The 19,828-nt window shown below is 36.0% G+C and carries 17 protein-coding genes; 13 read left to right on the forward strand and 4 right to left on the reverse strand.

The features are described from left to right. The first annotated feature begins 175 nt into the window (after positions 1-175). The 3 genes from GJU43_RS04650 (at position 176) to GJU43_RS04660 (ending at position 2,877) form a co-directional block, all read left to right on the forward strand. The gene (locus GJU43_RS04650) at positions 176-1,099 is read left to right on the forward strand and encodes an AraC family transcriptional regulator (protein WP_154339658.1); all 924 of its coding nucleotides are present in this window, start codon (positions 176-178) and stop codon (positions 1,097-1,099) included. A 147-nt stretch (positions 1,100-1,246) separates the two neighbouring features. After that, positions 1,247-1,972 carry an SDR family oxidoreductase gene (locus GJU43_RS04655; protein WP_154339659.1) on the forward strand — a complete coding sequence of 242 codons (726 nt, stop codon included), beginning with the start codon at positions 1,247-1,249 and terminating at the stop codon, positions 1,970-1,972. 140 nt (positions 1,973-2,112) lie between these two features. After that, positions 2,113-2,877 (forward strand): SDR family NAD(P)-dependent oxidoreductase, encoded by a 765-nt coding sequence (locus GJU43_RS04660; RefSeq protein ID WP_154339660.1) that lies wholly within the window; start codon positions 2,113-2,115, stop codon positions 2,875-2,877. Between the two features lie 222 nt (positions 2,878-3,099). On the opposite strand, the gene GJU43_RS04665 is transcribed toward GJU43_RS04660, so the two are convergent. The 3 genes from GJU43_RS04665 to GJU43_RS04675 form a co-directional block, all read right to left on the reverse strand. Further along, a complete protein-coding gene (locus tag GJU43_RS04665) occupies positions 3,100-3,573 on the reverse strand; it encodes a hypothetical protein (protein ID WP_154339661.1) in 474 nt (157 codons plus the stop codon). Between the two features lie 89 nt (positions 3,574-3,662). Next, positions 3,663-4,361, reverse strand: coding sequence for a LytTR family DNA-binding domain-containing protein (locus GJU43_RS04670; protein ID WP_154339662.1), 699 nt, complete (start codon positions 4,359-4,361; stop codon positions 3,663-3,665). Continuing rightward, on the reverse strand, positions 4,358-5,398 hold the full coding sequence (locus tag GJU43_RS04675) for a sensor histidine kinase (RefSeq protein ID WP_154339663.1): 1,041 nt from the start codon (positions 5,396-5,398) through the stop codon (positions 4,358-4,360). The genes GJU43_RS04670 and GJU43_RS04675 overlap by 4 nt, the downstream gene beginning before the upstream one ends. Before the next feature lie 165 nt (positions 5,399-5,563). On the opposite strand from GJU43_RS04675, the gene GJU43_RS04680 reads away from it, so the two are divergent. From GJU43_RS04680 to GJU43_RS04695, 4 genes are all read left to right on the forward strand, one after another. Next, complete coding sequence (locus GJU43_RS04680) at positions 5,564-6,949, forward strand: TolC family protein (RefSeq protein WP_154339664.1); 1,386 nt, start codon at positions 5,564-5,566, stop codon at positions 6,947-6,949. A gap of 12 nt (positions 6,950-6,961) precedes the next feature. Continuing rightward, positions 6,962-10,264: an efflux RND transporter permease subunit gene (locus GJU43_RS04685; protein WP_154339665.1), complete on the forward strand. Its 3,303-nt coding sequence runs from the start codon at positions 6,962-6,964 to the stop codon at positions 10,262-10,264. Positions 10,265-10,325: 61 nt separating this feature from the next. Next, on the forward strand, positions 10,326-11,414 hold the full coding sequence (locus GJU43_RS04690) for an efflux RND transporter periplasmic adaptor subunit (RefSeq protein WP_154339666.1): 1,089 nt from the start codon (positions 10,326-10,328) through the stop codon (positions 11,412-11,414). 583 nt (positions 11,415-11,997) lie between these two features. Continuing rightward, a complete protein-coding gene (locus GJU43_RS04695; RefSeq protein ID WP_154339667.1) occupies positions 11,998-14,976 on the forward strand; it encodes an ELWxxDGT repeat protein in 2,979 nt (992 codons plus the stop codon). Between the two features lie 178 nt (positions 14,977-15,154). Here GJU43_RS04695 and GJU43_RS04700 read toward each other — a convergent pair whose 3' ends face one another. Next, on the reverse strand, positions 15,155-15,379 hold the full coding sequence (locus GJU43_RS04700; protein ID WP_154339668.1) for a hypothetical protein: 225 nt from the start codon (positions 15,377-15,379) through the stop codon (positions 15,155-15,157). 448 nt (positions 15,380-15,827) lie between these two features. Here GJU43_RS04700 and GJU43_RS04705 point away from each other — a divergent pair, with 448 nt between their 5' ends. The 6 genes from GJU43_RS04705 (at position 15,828) to GJU43_RS04730 (ending at position 19,827) form a co-directional block, all read left to right on the forward strand. Further along, the gene (locus tag GJU43_RS04705) at positions 15,828-16,232 is read left to right on the forward strand and encodes a hypothetical protein (protein ID WP_154339669.1); all 405 of its coding nucleotides are present in this window, start codon (positions 15,828-15,830) and stop codon (positions 16,230-16,232) included. Positions 16,233-16,269: 37 nt separating this feature from the next. After that, positions 16,270-16,695 carry a response regulator gene (locus tag GJU43_RS04710; RefSeq protein ID WP_154339670.1) on the forward strand — a complete coding sequence of 142 codons (426 nt, stop codon included), beginning with the start codon at positions 16,270-16,272 and terminating at the stop codon, positions 16,693-16,695. Between the two features lie 293 nt (positions 16,696-16,988). Then, the gene (locus tag GJU43_RS04715) at positions 16,989-17,216 is read left to right on the forward strand and encodes a DUF2683 family protein (RefSeq protein ID WP_154339671.1); all 228 of its coding nucleotides are present in this window, start codon (positions 16,989-16,991) and stop codon (positions 17,214-17,216) included. Next, positions 17,206-17,505, forward strand: a complete 300-nt coding sequence (locus tag GJU43_RS04720; RefSeq protein ID WP_154339672.1) for a type II toxin-antitoxin system RelE/ParE family toxin — start codon at positions 17,206-17,208, stop codon at positions 17,503-17,505. Before GJU43_RS04715 ends, GJU43_RS04720 begins: the two co-directional genes overlap by 11 nt. Positions 17,506-17,769: 264 nt before the next feature. After that, the gene (locus GJU43_RS04725; RefSeq protein ID WP_154339673.1) at positions 17,770-18,363 is read left to right on the forward strand and encodes a TetR/AcrR family transcriptional regulator; all 594 of its coding nucleotides are present in this window, start codon (positions 17,770-17,772) and stop codon (positions 18,361-18,363) included. Positions 18,364-18,606: 243 nt separating this feature from the next. Beyond that, positions 18,607-19,827, forward strand: coding sequence for an efflux RND transporter periplasmic adaptor subunit (locus GJU43_RS04730; protein ID WP_154339674.1), 1,221 nt, complete (start codon positions 18,607-18,609; stop codon positions 19,825-19,827). Position 19,828: the final 1 nt, after the last annotated feature.

The raw sequence follows: 19,828 nt of genomic DNA on the forward strand, positions 1-19,828 counted from the left end.
TGATAATTAGTCAATTTCGAAAACTGAAACTTCAAATCTGAAACTTCAAACCTGAAACTTCAAACCTGAAACTTGAAACCTGAAACTTGAAACCTGAAACCTGAAACCTGAAACCTGAAACTTCAAACCTGAAACCCAAAACAAATTTCGTATATTTGAATTTTACAATTCAGTTATGAAATCATTAGATTCATTTTACCAGGACATTACCCAAGGTTCAGCTGTTGAGCCGAGCTCTTTGTTGCCGCACGATATTAAAAAAGAAATTGGTCATTTTAATGTGTTTAATATTAAAGACCTCTTAGACAGGCTTCAGGGAAAATCAATTATGCCTTATGATCGCAGGGCTTATTACAAAATAAGTTTGATAAAAGGCAGGAACAGGGCTGAATATGCAGACAAAATCATTGAAATAGAGCAACATGCGCTCTTGTTTGCCACTCCCAAAATTCCTTATAATTACCTTCCTCAGGACACGAATCAATCGGGGAAGTTTTGCGTGTTTACCGCTGAATTCCTTTCCAAAAACAAAAGCGGAATCGACCTTGATGAACTTCCGATTTTCGCAACGGACGGTTATCCGATTTTTCAGCTTTCTGATGAAGAAGTTATAGAAGTGGAACTGATATTCAATAAAATACAAAAAGAAATCAATTCCGACTACGTCTACAAATACGATCTGATCCGGAATTATGTGGCAGAACTAATTCACTTCGGGCAAAAATTGCAGCCTCTCACGGCGTTATATTCGAAACATAACTCTGCTGCAAGGGTTTCTTCTTTATTTGCTGAATTATTAGAACGACAATTTCCCATAGAATCACCGCATCAGCGACTTGCGCTTAGAACAGCCAAGGATTTTGCCAACCGCTTATCTGTGCATGTCAATCACTTAAATAAGGTTTTAAAAGAAAATACCGGAAAAACGACCACTGAACTCATCAGCAGCCGACTGACCAATGAAGCCAAAATCCTTTTAAAACAAACCGACTGGAACATCTCTGAAATTGCCTATTCTTTAGGATTTGAAGAACTCGCGCACTTCTCTAATTTCTTTAAAAAACAAACCACACTGACGCCTTTAGCTTTCCGAAGTTAATTTTAGATTGGATTTTGGATTTTAGAATTTGGAATTTGGAATTTAAACCCTCATGATTTGAATTTCGCAAATATCGGTTTGATATTTACAATTCACCGATACTACTTCGCCCGTACCTTTGTCTTATCAATTTAAAAGATCGAAAAGATGAATTTATCAAACAACAAAATTTTAATCACCGGTGGAGCAAGCGGCATTGGTCTCGGACTTACGCAACGATTTATTGAAGAAAACAATACAGTCATTATTTGTGGAAGAAGAGAATCGGTTTTGAATGAAGTTAAGGCCCAATTTCCGTCTGTACTAACCAAAGTATGCGATTTGTCTGTTGAAGCAGAGCGCGTGTCCCTTTACGAATGGATTAAGGAAAATCACAGCGATTTAAATGTACTAATCAACAATGCGGGAATTCAAAAATGGGTTTCGGTTACGGATGCTGATTTTTACGAAAGTATGAAGGCGGAAATTACTACCAATATTGAAGCACCCTTGCATCTGACTTCTTTATTTGTGAATTTAAAATCACTTACCACAGTGATGAATGTAACTTCGGGGCTTGCCTTTTCACCTTTTGCAAAAGTTCCGGTGTATTCGGCAACGAAAGCTTTTTTCCGTTCGTTTACGCTTTCACTTCGTCATATCCTGAAGTCAAAAAATATTGAAGTGATCGAAATCATTCCGCCGGCACTGAACACCGATCTTGGCGGAGTCGGCCTCCATGACGCACATCCAAGTGTGAGCAGTTTTATCGAATCTATCTTTGAGCAATTGAAAGAAGGAAAAGACGAACTGACTTTTGGAACCAGTGAAACGCGATTACACGCAAGCGCTGAAGATTTGAGAAATCACTTTAAGGCCATGCATTCTAATTAAGAAACATTTTCTATGTTTTTGTTTCTCTCGCAGATTGGGCAGATTCAGGGGATTTTTAAAGATCTATATTCTATAATCTTTACTCTATAATCTACCAGATTACATTCATACAAATAATCAAAATTTAAAACAAATACAAAATGGCAGTAAATACAAAAATCGCCTTAGTAACAGGCGGAAGCAGAGGTTTAGGAAAAAATATGGCTTTGGCTATAGCTAAAAAAGGAATCAACGTTATTCTGACGTACAACAGTAAAAAAGAAGAAGCCGAAGATACCGTAAAAGAAATTGAAAGTTTAGGGCAAAAAGCCGTTGCGATTCAATTGAATGTGGCTGAATCAGGCAGTTTTGATTCTTTTTTTGAAGAAGTAAGAAAGGCTTTAAAAGCTACTTTTAGTACTGATAAATTTGATTTTCTGGTAAACAATGCCGGAATCGGAATTCACAAGCCTTACATCGAAACTACAGAAGCAGATTTTGATGAATTGAGTAACATTCAGCTAAAAGGCCCGTTTTTTCTAACTCAAAAAGCATTGAATATCATGAATGACGGAGGCGGAATTGTAAACATCTCTACTGGTTTGGCACGATTTTCATTCGCTGGTTATTCGGCTTATGCCTCTATGAAAGGTGGAATTGAAACATTGACTAAATACCAGGCTAAAGAATTGGGTGAACGAAAAATCAGAGTCAATGTAGTGGCTCCCGGAGCTATTGAAACCGACTTTGGTCATGGAGCTGTAAGGGACAACGAGCAACTCAACCAATATATTGCTTCTCTAACCGCTTTAGGAAGAGTTGGTTTACCGGATGATATCGGAGGTGTTGTTGCCTTTTTATGTACCGAAGATTCCCGTTGGGTAAACGCACAGCGTATTGAGGTTTCCGGAGGAATGAATTTATAATTGTTAGACGTTAGACGTTAGATGTTAGATGTTAGATGTTAGACGTTAGATGTTAGATGTTAGACGTTAGATGTTTTTAAACCCGACAGGTTTTTCAAACCTGTCGGGTTTGATAATCTAAATGTATTATTTCGTATTCTAATTACAAAACAAAACCCTGCAGGTTTAAAACCTGCAGGGTTTGTCATTTTGAATATATTGAGTTAGTAAGAATTCTTATTTTTAATCTTTTTGAATGCTGACATCAAAACCTCCGTTTTTATCGAAGACCACATCATAAAATTTGTTGTCTTTTTCTATTCCGACTTCATAAGTGGTTTTGTTTTTATAGTCTACTACTACGGCAATTTCCCGAATGGCCTGAGCCGAATAATTATTTTTCAGGTATGCCTGAGCTTTTGGCGGAAGCTGGCTCAGCGGAATCTGTAATTCATATGCCTTTAAAACTCCCAAATTATCATAAACTGCCAGCGCTTTCGCAGTAGTAGTGGCATTAAACTTCGCTTCATACCTGATTTCATCATTATCGTCTCCTACGTATTCTATGGACCACACCGGAACTTTGCCCGGATATTCTTTTTCAAAAGTAAATCTGACTTTTTCAGGAGGGGTAATTACTCCTGTTGGCATAATTCCGTTTTGCGCCATCAGTAAACTGCTGTAAAAAAGCATGAAAGCAAAAATTAAGTTTTTCATGATTTCAAATTTTAAAATTAAACCTCTTTAAAATGCGTACTAAAACTACTACTTTTAAATGAATTTAAAATGAATTTCTGTAAAACTTTTTATTTTTTCAATCGCTCCGATAATTCTCGTTTATAGGTAATCCCGATTGGTAATTTCTCTTTTTTTATGGTGACAAAATCCTTTTCGGTAGCTTCAATTTTATCCAGCGCCACGATATAGGATTTATGAATGCGCATAAAGTTTTTTTCTGGCAGGCATTTCTCCAGTTCACTGGTGGTGATTGAAGCCAGATAGGTTCTTTTGGTTGTATACAATTTCACGTAATTTCCGAAACTCTGTGCAAACAAAATCTGGTCCAATTCTAAATCTACCAGGTAACCATCCACTTTTACACTGACCGAATTGACCACCACTTCGTCTTCCTTTGCTTTAACATTTTCAGTGGCAAAAAAACGGTCAATCGCTTTCAGGAATCTGGGAAAATAAATGGGTTTCAACAAATAGTCAATGACTCCGTAATCATAACTTTCGAGTGCAAATTCAGAATAGGCAGTCGTTAAGATTGTTTTAGGATGTACGGGAAGAATTTTTAGCAGTTCCATACCTGAAATCTCCGGCATATTGATATCCAGAAACATCAGATCGACTTTATTTTCGCGAAGGTAATTCATGGCTTCAATACCATTATAGCCCTGAAAAACAAGCTCCAAATTTGGATTTTGCTTAATATAATTCGCCAGGACATAATGTGATGCCGGTTCATCATCCACAATAATACATTTTTTGGATTCTATCATTCTACAAACTTTTTCAGTTGTAATTTCAAATCAACAATATACGTATTTTTATCCTCCTGAATATTCAGTTTATAGTCTTTTCCATAAATCAGGTTCAGACGTTCAATTGTATTTTTCAAACCTATTTTCGTCGAAACAACATCTGTTTTCTTAGTTGGAATTGAATTGACTACATGCAGGTGCAGTAAGCCGTTTTCGACCGTAACAATAATACGTACAAAACATTTTTCGATGGCGCAGGTTCCGTGTTTAAAGGCATTTTCAATAAAAGCAATCAACAGCATAGGTGATACTCTATAGGCGTTTTCGTTGTCAATTTTGCAGTCGTACGTTATTTCACAACGGTATCCTACCCTTTCTTTTTCCAGCTGTACATAACTGTTTATAAATTCCAGTTCGTCTTCTAAAGTGACACATTGTTTATTATTACTTTCCAGCTGATAACGCATTAGCTGGGAAACTTTCATAATCAGATCCGGCGTTCTGTCCGGAAATTCAAGACTGATTCCGTATAAGGTATTAAAGGTATTAAATAAAAAATGCGGATTCAACTGTCCTTTCAGCGAATTGAGCTGCATCTGATTGAACAACAACGTTTCATCCGTTTGTTTTCTGTGAATTCTGTAGAACTTAAAAACAATAATCGGGCTCAGTATGCAAACCAGTGTTCCTAAAACGCTGGCGAGCTGGTAGACATAACTTCTCTGATGTGAATTCTGGTACAAACGGCAATTGCTGAACATATCCAGCATGGTGATTTCGTATAAGACAATCGAAAACACAAATACCCCAAACAGCGTTAGTAAAATATAGCTTACAGGTCTTCTGGTTTTGAAAAGTATGGGTAACAGTAAAAAACGGTTAAACTGGGCGTGCATGTATAAAATAAAATAGAAAAACACACCCATTGAGATGGAAGTAAAAGAACTAAATAACATCCAGTCATTTTTTAACGTATAGATCGTAAATGAAAAGGCAACAACGGCAATTTCCTGCCACCATTTGTTATCCAATATGTTATCAAATTTTTTGTTCATTTTTTAAACTTAAAATAGTGTACAAATTAACCACAATTTTTTATTTTATTTTTTTATTAAATGACCAATTCAATTGGTCATTTATAATCTCAGTACATCATTTAAGATGACAAAAATCAATGGAAGTAAAATAATTTTGTTTCATAATTTGACACCACGAATTTTATGTACTTCAAAAAAATTACTTTATTATTTTTCTTGATTTTCGCCGCTCTTGGTTATTCACAAACCCTGTCTTTAAAAGAAGCTATAAAAACGGGACTTGAAAACTACGGTTCAATCAAAGCAAAAAACAACTACACCAATGCTTCGCGCGAGACACTAAAACAATCCAAACGCGATTATTTACCCAACCTGAACCTGTCGGCGCAACAGGATTACGGAACCATCAACGGACAAAACGGTGCTTTGTATGGTTTCAACGGATTAGGAACGGCTTCTTCCGGACCGGCTTTACCGGACCAAAACTGGAATTCGGCTTTTGGGGCGCTTTATTTGGTCAATATGAACTGGGATTTTTTCACTTTCGGAAAAGCGAAAGAAAAAATCAATCTGGCGAAAATGGACGTTCGTACCAAAGAAACCGATTTAAAGCAGGAAATGTTTCAACAGGAAATCAGGATTTCTGCCGCTTATCTTAATTTGCTGGCAAGTCAGCGTTTATTAATTTCACAGCAAAAGAATTTAAGCCGTGCTGAAGTTTTCAAAAGAACCGCTGCTGCCCGGGTAAAAAACGGATTATTGGCCGGAGTCGATTCTACTTTAGCGACAGCCGAAGTTTCGAAAGCTAAAATTGCGCTGAACCTCGCGAGAAATTTTGTGAAGGAACAAAACAATAAATTAGTCGATCTGATGGGCGTTGCCCCTCAGGATTTTACTGCCGATACGCTTTTTGTCAACAATATTCCGAAAGCACTATTACTGGCTGAAAAAACGACTGATAGCCTTCATCCGTTACTTCAATTGTACAAAACCCGAATTGATTACAGCAATCAGCAGGCAAAATTATACAAACGCTTTTATTACCCGACCATGACCGCATTTGGTGTTTTGCAGACAAGAGCTTCAGGGTTTCAGTCTGATTATATTACCGATCAGACGGCTTTTACCAGAAACTACTGGGATGGCGTAAATCCGGACCGCACCAATTATCTGGTTGGAATCGGAATCAGCTGGAACCTGACTACTCCGTTCCGAATGAGCAAACAGGTAAGCGCTCAGAAGTTTGTTTCTCAGGCTTTGCAGGAAGAATATAATCAGGCAGACCGCGAACTGAAATCGCAACTGAATTTTGCCGATGATAAGATCAAAATTACTTTAGACAATTATGCCGAAGCACCAATTCAGGTTGATGCGGCGAAAAAAGCCTACCTGCAAAAATCGACCTTATACAAAAACGGATTAACGGATCTTACCGATTTAACACAAATCATGTATACGCTAAACCGTGCCGAAATTGATCGTGATATTACGAACAATAATGTATGGCAATCGTATTTGCTAAAAGTGGCCGCAACAGGCAATTTTGACTTATTTATAAATGAATTTTAATTATAGATCGTAATGAATTTAATACGTTTCGCACTCCGCAAACCCATCTCCATCCTGGTAATGGTCGCTGGTTTATTCTTCTTCGGAATTGGCGCCATCAAGGACATTAAGGTAGACATTCTTCCTAAAATGAACCTGCCGGTAATTTATATTGCGCATCCTTTCGGAGGGTATACCCCGGACCAGATGGAAGCTTATTTTGCTAAAACTTATGTCAACATTTTACCTTTTGCCAATGGTGTAAAATCGGTAGAGACCAAAAATATTCAGGGGTTAATGATCATGAAATTAACCTACTATGAAAATACCAACATGGCGCAGGCCGCAGCCGAGCTGAGTTCCCTTTCGAACAGGATTCAGGCTGCATTTCCTCCGGGAACGCAGCCACCGTTTATCATTCGTTTTGATGCTTCTTCCTTACCGATCGGACAATTGGTTCTGAGCAGTAAAATAAGATCGAATAACGAATTGCAGGATTTAGCCAACGTTTACGTTCGTGCCTCGTTTACTTCGATTCCAGGTTTATTATCTCCGGCGCCTTTCGGCGGAAGCCCGAGAACCATCGAGGTTAACGTAGATCCCGATTTATTGCGTTCGCACAACATGACGCCGGATCAGATAGTTGAGGCAATCCGCATCAACAACCAGACCGCTCCTTCCGGTAATGTCAGAATGGGCGATGCCAATTATATTACGCCAACCAACAATACGATTAAAGAAGTTAAAGATTTTGAACAGATTCCATTATTTAAAGGCGGGGTTCAAAACCTGAAATTAGGCGATGTTGCGACTGTAAAAGACGGTGCCGATATTACAGCCGGTTATGCTTTGGTAAACGGAAAACGTTCGGTATATATCAGTATCGCAAAAGCGGGAGATGCTTCAACCTGGGATGTGGTTCAGAAATTGAAAGCGGAATTGCCTAAAATTCAGAGTACATTACCGGAAGACGTAAAATTATCGTACGAATTTGACCAGTCGGTGTATGTAATCAACTCGGTTAAAAGTTTGATTACAGAGGGAATTATCGGAGCGGTATTAACCGGATTAATGGTTTTGCTTTTCCTTGGTGACAGACGTGCGGCTTTAATTGTAATCTTAACCATTCCGATTTCGATTATCTCGGGAGTTTTATTCCTTAAATTATTCGGACAAACCATCAACTTAATGTCTCTAAGCGGACTGGCACTGGCCATTGGTATTTTGGTGGATGAAAGTACGGTTACAATCGAAAACATTCACCAGCACCTCGACATGGGTAAACCCAAGGCACTCGCTATTTGGGATGCCTGTCAGGAAATTGCTTTGCCTAAATTACTGATCCTGCTTTGTATCCTGGCCGTTTTTGCCCCTGCGTTTACTATGGTGGGTATTCCCGGAGCGTTGTTTTTGCCTTTGGCTTTAGCCATTGGATTCTCGATGGTCATTTCGTTTTTACTTTCCCAGACTTTTGTTCCTGTAATGGCGAACTGGCTGATGAAAGCGCATCCGAAACACGAACACGGACCGAATATTACAGATGATGAAGCCGAATTTAACGATTGTGGCTTAACGCCTGAATCGGAGAAAGACCTGATCACGCAGAAAAAAGCATATGTTGAAAAAACAGATACGGACAATAACGGAAAAATTGGCGCTTTCGAACGCTTCAGAATCCGTTTCATGAGAACGTTGGATCGTTTGTTCCCTTATAAAAAAATAACCGCTTTAGTCTATCTTATCGGAATTACGGTGCTGGCCATAGTCTTTATTTCTTTTATCGGAAAAGATGTTTTCCCGAAAGTAAATTCAAGCCAGTTCCAGTTAAGAATGCGTGCTCCCGACGGAACTCGTTTGGAACGTACCGAAGAGAAAGCGATTATTGTACTGAAGGAATTGCAAAAAATGGTGGGCAAGGAACATATCGGAATCTCTTCTGTTTATGTGGGACAACACCCGTCTTTATTCTCGATCAACCCGATTTATTTGTTTATGGCAGGTTCGCATGAAGCTGTATTTCAGGTGAGTTTAAAAGAATACCATACCGATATGGATGACTTTAAAGACGACTTCAGAGCCCGAATTAAAAAAGTGCTTCCGGATGTAAAACTTTCTTTTGAGCCAATCGAACTGACCGACAAAGTGTTGAGCCAGGGTTCCCCTACTCCAACCGAAGTGCGAATTGCCGGAAAAGATAAAAAACGAAATGAATTGTACGCCAATCAGATTGTAGAGAAACTGAAAAAATTCGCTTATTTCAGAGACGTACAAATTGGTCAGCCGATTCATTATCCGGCCATGAATATTGATATTGACAGAACACGTGCTGCTGAATTGGGTGTGGATATGAATGACATTTCAAGATCATTGGTCGCTTCAACTTCATCATCGCGTTATACAGAAAAAAATACCTGGGTCGACGAAAGAGCCGGATTATCATACAACGTTCAGGTGCAGGTGCCTTTGAACAAAATGAAAAGCAAAACCGATATCGGAGAAATTCCGGTATTGAAAAACTCGCTTCGTCCAGTATTAAGTGACGTTGCCAAAATTACACCCGGATTTGTAAGTGGTGAAAATGACAATTTAGGGGCCATGCCATACATTACCGTTACAGCCAACATTAGCCAGACCGACTTAGGGACGGCCGTAAAAGATGTGGATGCAACAATAAACTCATTGGGAGAATTACCGAGGGGGTTATTCATCACTCCAATTGGAATGAGTAAGGTATTGGTAGAAACATTAAGCAGTTTACAGGTAGGATTATTGGTTGCCATATTTGTAATCTTCTTAATGTTGGCCGCTAATTTTCAATCGTTCAAAGTATCGCTGGTGATTTTAACCACCGTTCCGGCGGTTGTTTTAGGAGCATTATTGATGCTTACGATTACCGGTTCAACGTTAAACTTACAATCGTATATGGGTATCATTATGTCGGTTGGGGTTTCAATCGCCAATGCCGTTTTACTGGTCACCAATGCAGAACAATTGCGAAAACGAAGCGGAAATGCCTTAGAATCGGCACGTGAAGCAGCAGCCTTGCGTCTTCGTCCGATTATCATGACTTCTGTTGCGATGATTGCGGGAATGTTACCGATGGCTATCGGACACGGAGAAGGCGGCGATCAGGTATCACCGTTGGGTAGAGCCGTTATTGGCGGATTATTATTCTCCACCTTTGCGGTATTATTAATCCTCCCGCTTATCTTTGCCTGGGCACAGGAACATACCACGACACAATCGGTCTCCTTAGATCCTGAAGACGAAGAAAGCATCCATTATATCTCATCCTTAAAATCAGAAAATGAAATCGCCCCAAAAAACAATTTGTAAAAAATACCAACAAATAAAAGGCGATAACATAAATGACCTATAAAAAGTAACATTCATATTTATGAAAAATAAAATTATACAATCGACCGCATTATTTTTTACAGCTGTATTTTTTCTAGCCAGCTGTAATTCGAAGAAAGAAGAAACGGTTACTTCGGAACTGGAGCCAAAAACAGAAACCTTTCTTTTGCAAAAAGAAAAGCTAACGACAGAATTGCGTTTGCCGGCCGAATTAACCGGTTTTCAACAAGTAGATTTATATGCCAAAGTAAGCAGTTTCGTAAAACTATTGAAAGTCGATATTGGTACTCAGGTAAAAAAAGGACAGCTTCTGATTGTTCTGGAAGCACCTGAAATCAGTTCACAACTGGCCGCAGCCGAGTCGCGATTAAAATCGATGGAAGCCATTTATGCTACGAGTAAAAGTACCTACAACCGCTTGTACGAAACAAGCAAAGTAGAAGGAACGATTTCTAAAAACGATTTAGAAATGGCCAACGGAAAGAAAAACTCCGATTACGCCCAATATCAGGCCGCAGTGGCAGCACACAAAGAAGTGTCTATCATGAGAGGGTATCTTGAAATCCGTGCGCCTTTTGACGGTGTTGTGGCAGCCAGAAATGTAAACTTAGGAACCTTTGTAGGCCCTGCCGGAAAAGGGTCAGATTTGCCTTTACTGACGATTCAGCAACAAGACAAATTGCGTTTGGCTGTTTCGGTTCCGGAATTGTACACCGGCTATTTACACAATGGTGACGAAATGAGTTTTAATGTAAAATCATTACCGGAAACCTTTAAAGCTACGATCACCAGAATGTCGGGAGCTTTAGATCTGAAACTGCGTTCGGAACGTGTAGAAATGGACGTTCATAATACGAAGAAAAACTTACTACCGGGAATGGTGGCCGAAGTGCTTTTACCGCTTAACGCAAAAGACAGCACGTTTGTCATCCCAAAATCGGCATTGGTCAATTCTGCCGAAGGTACTTTTGTAATCAAAGTACTGAATCATAAAGCAACACGAGTAGACGTAAAAAGAGGAAGAGAAATCGACGATAAAATTGAAATTTTCGGCGATTTGAATCCGCAAGATAAACTGGTGAAAATTGCCAGCGAAGAAACTAAAGAAGGCGACATTATAAACGAATAACCTGCGTTTAGCCTTTTATAGTAGATTACCAAAAATCTGTACCATTTACCTAGGGGACAGCACATTCAAAAGTGCTGTCCTTTTTTTGTTTAGAAGGGTTCCATAGAAAGTCACGAACTGGCACCCAATTTTTCACCCTTAGCGTCCCGAAGCCTCGGGAGAAGGCTTATGAAGACAGAAACCTGGTATTTACTGAATACCTTATTTTTATTAAATCACATCAATAGCCTCCTGCTTTAGCTGGAGGAATTTTGTATGATGGAAATCGGGGCTTTAGCCAAATGTGCGTATTTTGGCTAAAGCCTTTTTGCTACTTCGTTATAGACCTCCAGCTAAAGCAGGAGGCTATTTTAAAAAAAAGGTGATGATTTGAAGTGCAAATTTAAATTTGGCAATAAGACTGCACAAATCAAAATTGCATTCTTTTTTTGGAGAAGGTCTGAAGCTTTCTTAATGTCAATTAGTTCTATTGATATTTCTTATTAGAAATCAAATATTAATTTCGAATTATTTTAAAAAAAATATAAATACATTTGACCCAAAATTTTAAAAAATTCTAATTATCAATAAGCCAAAAAAACACATGAAATATAACTTTACTCTTATTTTTATAGTAGCTATTTTTAATTTTTCGACTGCTCAAACGGTAGATGCAACATTACTCGAGATTAATTTTCATGAAGATGGTGCCCCACAAAACCTTACTGCTTCGACGTCTGGATTTTTTTTCACAGCAACAGATGGTGATTTTGATAAATACGGCAGAGAATTATGGTATTCCGATGGTACACCAAAAGGAACATCAATGGTTAAGGATATTAATCCTGGAGGAAATTCTTCTTCTCCAAATTCTTTAATTTGGCTTAATAATATCCTATACTTTACCGCAAGTAATGGGATTTTAGGAAGTGAACTCTGGAAAAGTGATGGAACAGAAGTTGGAACATCAATGATTAAGGACATTAGACCTAACAATAACGATTTTAATGGTCCATCAAATTTAGTGGCTTTTAATGGTAAATTATATTTTACGGCAACAGATGGTATTAATGGAAGTGAATTATGGACAAGCGACGGAACTGAATCTGGAACTTACATGCTCAAAAATATAAATCCTAATGGCGATAGTAATCCAGATGGTTTATTTGTATTTAATAATAATTTATATTTTATCGCAAATGATGGTACAAATGGAGTTGAATTATGGAAAAGTAACGGAACACAATCTGGAACTGTTATGCTTAAAAATATCAATCCAAATTCTACAGCTTTATATGCTGGAAATCAATTCCTGATTATGAATAATAACTTCTATTTTTTCGCAAATGATGGAATAAAAGGTTATGAGTTATGGAAGAGTGATGGAACAGAATCCGGAACACAAATCGTAAAAGATATACGAGCTGGCAATAACTTCAGCCAATTGGCATTAAAAGGAGCTGTACTAAATAATATAATAATTTTTGAAGGCAATAACGGAATTAATGGCGCTGAAGTATGGAAAAGCGATGGAACAGAATCCGGAACTTCAATGATCCGAGATATTAACAATACAAGTAGTAACAGTATAATGTCATACAATAGTAAATTCATAGAATTTAAGAATGAAGTTTATTTTATTGCCGACGATAATATCCATGGAGGTGAAATATGGAAAACCGACGGAACAGCTGCTGGTACAATTTTATTAAAAGATATTAATAATGGGAATTCGTCTGTATGGATAGAAAAATTTCATGTTGATAAAATAAATAACAAGCTCCTGTTTTTTACGACCAGTGATAATTCTTCTGACAGAAAACTTTGGGCTAGTGATGGTACATTATACGGCACATTACAAATATCAAATATTAAAGCCTATAATGGTTCAGGAGTAATAGAAAGCTTCGTTACTATTAAAAATCGTACCTTTTTAAGCGGCGAAAATGAAAGAAATGGAATGGAACTATGGAGCACAGATGGAACAGTTTCCGGAACATCTCTGTTTGCAGATGTAAATTATTCAAACGGAAGTAATCCTTCTAAGTTTGCAAATGCAAATGGCAATGTATTTTTTAGAGCAGGATCAACACCGTATGGTACACAATTGTTTAAAAGTGATGGTTCAATTGAAGGTACTCAATTAATGAAAGATATTATAATCGATAATCTTTCTGATATAGTAATAAATGGCAATTTATTTTTTAGCGGAGGTAATAGTACACATGGTTATGAATTATGGAAAAGTGATGGAACCGAAGTCGGTACTGTTATGGTGAAAGATATAAATCCCGGCAACAACAGCAGCATGTTGAATTATAACCAAACACAACTTTTTAGTGTAATAAATAATATTCTATATTTTTATGCTGATGATGGTGTGAATGGTTTTGAATTATGGAGAAGTGATGGAACTGAATCAGGAACTTATATGATAAAAGACATAAAGCCTAATTCTGGAATTTACAATGATGGTAGTTACCCCAGATACTTTACTGTACTTAACAATATAATTTATTTTATTGCTGATGATAATTCCGGATCGGCATTATGGACTACAAACGGTACTGCATCGGGAACGGTTAAAATAATAAATTTAAATGATATAAGAGTGCTAAAAACGGTAAATAATAAATTGATTATTGTAGCAGAAACATCAGGAACAGGTTATGGACCACGTGATTTATGGGTATCAGATGGAACTACAGCAGGCACAAAGCTTTTGAAAACTTTCGCAGATAGTTATGATAGTGATATTCATATTACCACTACTCTTAATAACGAATTATACTTTGTTGCCAAGAGTCCGAATAGCCTCAGAACTGTATTTTATAAAACAGATGGAACAGTTGAAGGTACAATGTTATTATTTGACGAAACAACTCATACAACAATTCCAGATTTTACAATCAAAAATATTTTAACATGCGGAAATTATGTATATTTTTCCGTTCAGGACGAGCTTTCCAGAACCGATAAAGAATTATGGAGAACGAATGGTTCAATAACAGAAAAAATTACAGAACAAGAGGCAAATGAATCTTCATCTATCAGAAATCTTACTTGTTACAATGATAATCTATTGTATTTAGCTGAAACGTTTCCCCACAAAATTTGGTTGGTCAATAATAATTTGACTAAACCTTTAGATATTAATATAAATGTTGTAAACGGTAAAAATTTTGACGGAGTTGATAATATAGAAGAATTAGCCGCAAGTAATAATAATTTATATTTCGCCGCACGAAATGATATTAGTGGAAGCGAGCTTTACATCACAAAAATAAATACTTCTTCATTGGGAATTTCTGACTATAACAATTCTCAAAACAATAATATAAAGCAAGTAAGCGTTTATCCTAATCCCTCAAATCAGTACGTAATTATTAAATCAGTTAATGATTTTGAAATCGTTAAATTTCAGTTATGGGATTCAACAGGAAAAAAGATTGATGAACAATTGAATAAAGAGGAAAAAAGAGAACTTAAATATGATGTAAGTAGACTACAAACTGGAATTTATTTTATCAAAGTAACACTTTCCAATGGAAATATTAATGATTTAAAGTTGGTTGTAGATTAGTAGTTCTACTAAAATTGAACATTTGTATTTTTTGAAGTCTCCTGTTTTGGCACTAACTTCACGCAACTGAACAAAAAATAATTATACAACAAAAAAACCTCGACCAAATTAAAGATCGAGGTTTCTCATTTTAATAATAATAATAATAATAATAATAATAATAATAATAATACCAAACTTATTCCACCTCCAGATAAGGATTTAAAATTTCGGCTAGTTCATTCAGCCAGTAAAAGTTGTTTTCTATTCCGTTTTGGGGAGTTTCCTTTTCCCGCATCACACCTAAGGCCATTGTATAATTTACCTTTCGGATTACCTTCGCCATATCCTCAGGGGCCATGGTGTGATTAAAAAAATCAATTAATCTTGATTCAGTTTCTTTTGAAAATGTGTTTGTACTCATATCTTCCATTTTTAGTGAATATAAAACCTGTTTCCAGGCGACTTTAATACGTTCTCAATGTGAAGATTTAAGAGCTGCAAACATAAGAATAAACTTTTACATTTTAAAAGATTTTTCTTACTTTTTTATGTATCGCAATGTTCTAAAAAAGGAAACAATAAAAAAAAGAACATAAAATCAATTCGAACTTTAATCAGATAATATAAACTGTGACAAAATTATTTTTATTTCGACTTTGTCACAAAAATAGTTTCAAAGTTTTTGTTTCTTTTTTTTGAAACATAAATTTTGAAACGAAAATGGTTGCAAATTTATTCTTTTTATTAGTTTGACACAGCTTCAAAAGTTATCTCGTATAAGTAACAATTCATAAATTTCTCCGCGCTTTAAGAAATTTTAATGTGTCAATCCATAAATAAATTATATTTGGCACCTTAAAAAAAAAGATATGAAAATCGTACACGTTCTCTCTACATTACTAGTTTTGATGACACTTAATATGAATGCTCAGGAAAAAATAGAGCGAATCATAAATGAAGTACAATTTAAAGCTGATAAGATTATATTAAATAAGCAGGAGGCTTTTAACTATAGAAAAGATGGAAATCATTTTTCAGTATCAGACCTAAATAATAATGAGTTGATTATTGGCGATATTACTTCTCTGGGCGATGGTAAATTTAGCAGTGTGATTACATTTGTAGTAGAAAACAAGAAGTTTTCGAATGCAAAAATTATTGGCCGATCAGATCTTTTTTTTGCCCTGTTAAATGAAAATGTTATTAGCAAGGAATTTAAAATCGATCCTGAAAAATTAGAAGTGTTTTTTGAAAAATATAATGAATTGAAATAGTTATGCCTAAATAAACTACCTTCGCCAAAAACACCAAATGAACAAAGGCGGGCCGATTATTATTATAGAAGACGATTTAGATGATCAGGAAATTTTAACTGATATTTTTAAAGAGCTTGATTATAAAAATGAAATCATCTTCTTTACTGAAGGCGAAAAAGCGTTAGAGTACCTAACCTCTACAGAAATTGAGCCTTTCATTATCTTCTCTGATATCAATATGCCCAAATTAAGCGGTATGGAACTTCGGGCAAAAATTCATGAAAATGAAGATTTAAGACTGAAATCTATTCCGTATTTATTCTTTTCTACCAGTGCAGAACAAAAACATGTTATAGACGCTTATTCCAAATCTATCCAGGGCTTTTTTGTTAAACCTACAGCTTATAAGGATATTAAAGAAACCATTAAAACGATTGTTAGTTATTGGGAAGCCTGCGTATCACCCAACTATGTAAAATAGATCAATAACGAACTCGTGGTTACGTTATAATTCTACCGCCAAAAGTTCTTTACCCAGACGATGTAACGCATTTTCAATTTTCAGACGTTGCTCTGCCCTTGGATTGCGATGCCCGGATGCATAATGTTGAATTTGCTTTTGGTTTATACCTGTAATTCGTTCAAGTGCAGAATTGGTAAATATTCCTTTATAATACTCTTACTCAAAATGATTTTAAAATAAATAATAATGTGTAATATGAAAATTAGACTTTTGTATTAACTTTGTTTATCAACTTTAGTAAATTTTAAATCATGCAAGCAATCAACATCACGGCATATACGAAAGATGCTTCTCAGATAGAAGCTGTTAAAGATTTCATGAAAGCACTAAAGATAAAATTTGAGATCGAAAATGTGAAACCTTATAAATTATCTGCCAAGCAGCAAGAAATTTTGGACAGTCAGGTTAACCCCGATGAAAAATTATATACAGACGCTGAATCACTTTATGCAGATCTAAAAAAGAAGTATGAGTTATAAGATTATCGTTTCTCCTATTGCATTAAAGAATATTGAAAAAGCTCTTGAATATTATATTGCAAAAGCGAATAAAAAAGTAGCTTTAGATTTTCTTAATGATTACAAAAAAACTTATAAAGCTTTACAAATAAACCCTTTCTATCAAATTCACGATAATAATTATAGTTTTTTGCCCTTCAAAAAATTTCCTTACGTAGCTTTTTATATGGTAGACGAACCTTCAAAAACTGTTTTTCTAAACGCCATTTTTCATACGTCACAAAATCCCGATAATTATCCGATAAAATAAAGAATTATAATTACGGAATCATTAAAAAGGATAAAATCTTACGCAGGCGCTAAAAAAATGCACACTTAATAAGCGATCAAATACAAAATAACTGGTTCTTAAAAATAATTTTTAAGTAAGAAGCCCTTATAAATAAGAACTTCCGGCATTTTTTTACAGTACTCTATACCACAATAAGAAAATATTATAATGAAATTATATGATAATCAGAAAAACCGTCCTACATTTGCCTAACGGTGTTAAACAATTTAATACTTAATCAAAATGGCAAGTAAAGATCGTATTTTAAGACAAAAAGAAGAGACAAGAACTAACATTCTTGAGGCTGCTTACGCTATCGTCAAAGAAGAAGGATGGCAGGGTCTGAGTATGAGAAAGATTGCTGACAAGATTGAATACACGGCTCCTATCATTTATGAATACTTTTCAAATAAGGAAGCAATTTTAAATGAACTAACCGGAAAAGGTTTTATTAAGTTAGCAAAAGAACTCCAGGAAGCCCAGGATAAATTTGAAAAACCGGAAGAACAATTAGAAGCCATGTGGATGGCTTATTGGGATTTCGCCTTTACAGATACCGAAATGTATCAGGTAATGTTTGGGGTACAAATGAACTGTTGTTCGCAAAAATGTTCGGCTCAGGAAAGACCTTATAAGTTATTTACTTCGGTTATTGCTGAAATTATGAAAGACAGCAATCCAAGTGAAGAAATCATCAAACAAAAGTATTTTACTTTCTTTTCTGTTATTCATGGTTTAATCGCCATTAACATCATTAACAAAAGTGATATCATGGCTACCATAAACGCACAAATCTTAAAAGATGCCATTAGTGGTATCATAAAATCAATACAATAAAAAAAATTTCATTTTTACTTAACAGTGATAAATGATTTAATAGGTAATTTAGCAAACTATTTTTTTACTACTTTACTTAACAGCGTTAGAAAATTTAATAGAGTAATACAGAGTTTTTTTTCTGTATTACTTAACAGTGATAAATAATTTAATACCTATTATGAAATAGATTTGGCAAGTATGATATAAAGAAGTTTTGCACTTATTCACTTAACAACGTTAGAAAATTTAATAACATTAAATATGAATTCAGAGAATACCCAAAATAAATATTTAAAAAACGAGAATGTCCAACAAATTAAAACCAATATTAAAATGAAAAATGTAATTATAACCAGCTTTATCCTGGCATTGATACTGAGTAGCTGTGCCGATAAATCACAGGCACCAGCTGCTGCACCGGCACCACTTTTACCAGTTTCGGTAATCACAAGTGCCAACACCACTACTGATGCTGAATATCCTGCTTCGATACAAGGAACTGTAGATGTAGAAATCCGTCCACAGGTAAGTGGAAACTTAGACCGCGTTCTGGTAGACGAAGGAGCTTATGTTTCTAAAGGCCAGACTTTATTCAAAATAAATGAACGCCCTTTCCGTGAACAGTTAAACAATGCTTTGGCAAGTCTTCACGCTTATGAAGCTGCTTTAATCAATGCGCAGTTAGAAGTAGATAAACTGACTCCTTTAGTACAAAACAAAGTAGTTTCCGACTATCAGCTGAAAACGGCAAAAGCATCTCAGAAAATTGCTGCTGCCAACATCGAGCAGGCAAAAGCAATGGTAGCATCAGCTAAAATCAATTTAGGTTATACGAATGTTACGGCTCCTGTAAGTGGTTATATCGGAAGATTGCCTAAAAAACAAGGTAGTCTGGTTTCAGCAACAGATGTTGAAGCTTTAACAACGCTTTCTGATGTACATGAAGTTTTTGCTTATTTCTCTTTAAGTGAAACAGATTTCATCAACTTTAAATCGCAATATGCCGGAAACAGCATTGGAGACAAAATCAAAAAATTACCTCCGGTTTCCTTAATATTAGCCGATAACAATGCCTACCCGCAAACCGGAAAAATTGATATGGTGGACGGTCAGTTTGATAAAACTACAGGTGCTATTACCTTAAGAGCTACTTTCCCTAATGCAAACGGAACGCTACGTTCTGGAAACACAGGAAAAATTCGATTAGGACTTCAGCATGACGATGCTATTTTGGTTCCGCAATCGGCTACGATTGAAATGCAGGATAAAGTCTTTGTCTTTACTGTAGGAACTGACAATAAAGTGACCAAAATGCCTATTACCGTTATCGGTAAAAGCGGTACCAACTACCTTATTAAGGATGGTGTAAAATCGGGTGACCAAATTGTATTAAGCGGTATCGACAAACTTCAGGAAGGTCAGTTGATACAGCCTGAGAAAGCGGCTACTGCCAAGGTTGCACAAATAACTAACAAAAAATAAT

The organism is Flavobacterium sp. LC2016-23, assembly GCF_009674775.1.
GTDB lineage: Bacteria > Bacteroidota > Bacteroidia > Flavobacteriales > Flavobacteriaceae > Flavobacterium.

Bases quoted from the DNA above. Each gene is read 5' to 3' on its own strand.
- GJU43_RS04650 (WP_154339658.1), top strand. From the start codon at position 176: ATGAAATCATTAGATTCATTTTACCAGGACATTACCCAAGGTTCAGCT.
- GJU43_RS04655 (WP_154339659.1), top strand. From the start codon at position 1,247: ATGAATTTATCAAACAACAAAATTTTAATCACCGGTGGAGCAAGCGGC.
- GJU43_RS04660 (WP_154339660.1), top strand. From the start codon at position 2,113: ATGGCAGTAAATACAAAAATCGCCTTAGTAACAGGCGGAAGCAGAGGT.
- GJU43_RS04665 (WP_154339661.1), bottom strand. From the start codon at position 3,573: ATGAAAAACTTAATTTTTGCTTTCATGCTTTTTTACAGCAGTTTACTG.
- GJU43_RS04670 (WP_154339662.1), bottom strand. From the start codon at position 4,361: ATGATAGAATCCAAAAAATGTATTATTGTGGATGATGAACCGGCATCA.
- GJU43_RS04675 (WP_154339663.1), bottom strand. From the start codon at position 5,398: ATGAACAAAAAATTTGATAACATATTGGATAACAAATGGTGGCAGGAA.
- GJU43_RS04680 (WP_154339664.1), top strand. From the start codon at position 5,564: ATGTACTTCAAAAAAATTACTTTATTATTTTTCTTGATTTTCGCCGCT.
- GJU43_RS04685 (WP_154339665.1), top strand. From the start codon at position 6,962: ATGAATTTAATACGTTTCGCACTCCGCAAACCCATCTCCATCCTGGTA.
- GJU43_RS04690 (WP_154339666.1), top strand. From the start codon at position 10,326: ATGAAAAATAAAATTATACAATCGACCGCATTATTTTTTACAGCTGTA.
- GJU43_RS04695 (WP_154339667.1), top strand. From the start codon at position 11,998: ATGAAATATAACTTTACTCTTATTTTTATAGTAGCTATTTTTAATTTT.
- GJU43_RS04700 (WP_154339668.1), bottom strand. From the start codon at position 15,379: ATGAGTACAAACACATTTTCAAAAGAAACTGAATCAAGATTAATTGAT.
- GJU43_RS04705 (WP_154339669.1), top strand. From the start codon at position 15,828: ATGAAAATCGTACACGTTCTCTCTACATTACTAGTTTTGATGACACTT.
- GJU43_RS04710 (WP_154339670.1), top strand. From the start codon at position 16,270: ATGAACAAAGGCGGGCCGATTATTATTATAGAAGACGATTTAGATGAT.
- GJU43_RS04715 (WP_154339671.1), top strand. From the start codon at position 16,989: ATGCAAGCAATCAACATCACGGCATATACGAAAGATGCTTCTCAGATA.
- GJU43_RS04720 (WP_154339672.1), top strand. From the start codon at position 17,206: ATGAGTTATAAGATTATCGTTTCTCCTATTGCATTAAAGAATATTGAA.
- GJU43_RS04725 (WP_154339673.1), top strand. From the start codon at position 17,770: ATGGCAAGTAAAGATCGTATTTTAAGACAAAAAGAAGAGACAAGAACT.
- GJU43_RS04730 (WP_154339674.1), top strand. From the start codon at position 18,607: ATGAATTCAGAGAATACCCAAAATAAATATTTAAAAAACGAGAATGTC.